The organism is Paraburkholderia sp. SIMBA_053 (assembly GCF_046534895.1).
In the GTDB taxonomy this organism is placed as follows: Bacteria; Pseudomonadota; Gammaproteobacteria; order Burkholderiales; family Burkholderiaceae; genus Paraburkholderia; species Paraburkholderia caledonica.
Genome location: NZ_JAWRXU010001452.1, coordinates 1 through 245 on the forward strand (window position 1 = coordinate 1; position 245 = coordinate 245).

Below are 245 nucleotides of genomic sequence, written 5' to 3' on the forward strand. Positions count from 1 at the left end.
CCCTTGTCGGTTTGGCGACGACAGCGAATGTTCCGCTGTCCCGCCTGGCGTGGGAAGCTCGCTATTGCCTGAGCGACGCTGCCGGCGCGAGGTCTTCCGCGTCGACGTCGTAGCCCGACGGCTCCCAGCGGATCACGCGCAGCGCGCGCAGGCCGCACAGCGGCGCGACGGCAATGATCCAGAACACGCGCGTATGCAGCGCGGCGGCGAGCACGGGGAACAGGAACAGCGAGACGGTCGAGCTC

General features: G+C 69.4%; 1 pseudogene. It reads right to left on the reverse strand.

What is annotated here, in order from left to right:
* Positions 1-61 precede the first annotated feature (61 nt).
* Positions 62-245: pseudogene (locus SB753_RS40430) on the reverse strand (MFS transporter); the annotation flags it as partial.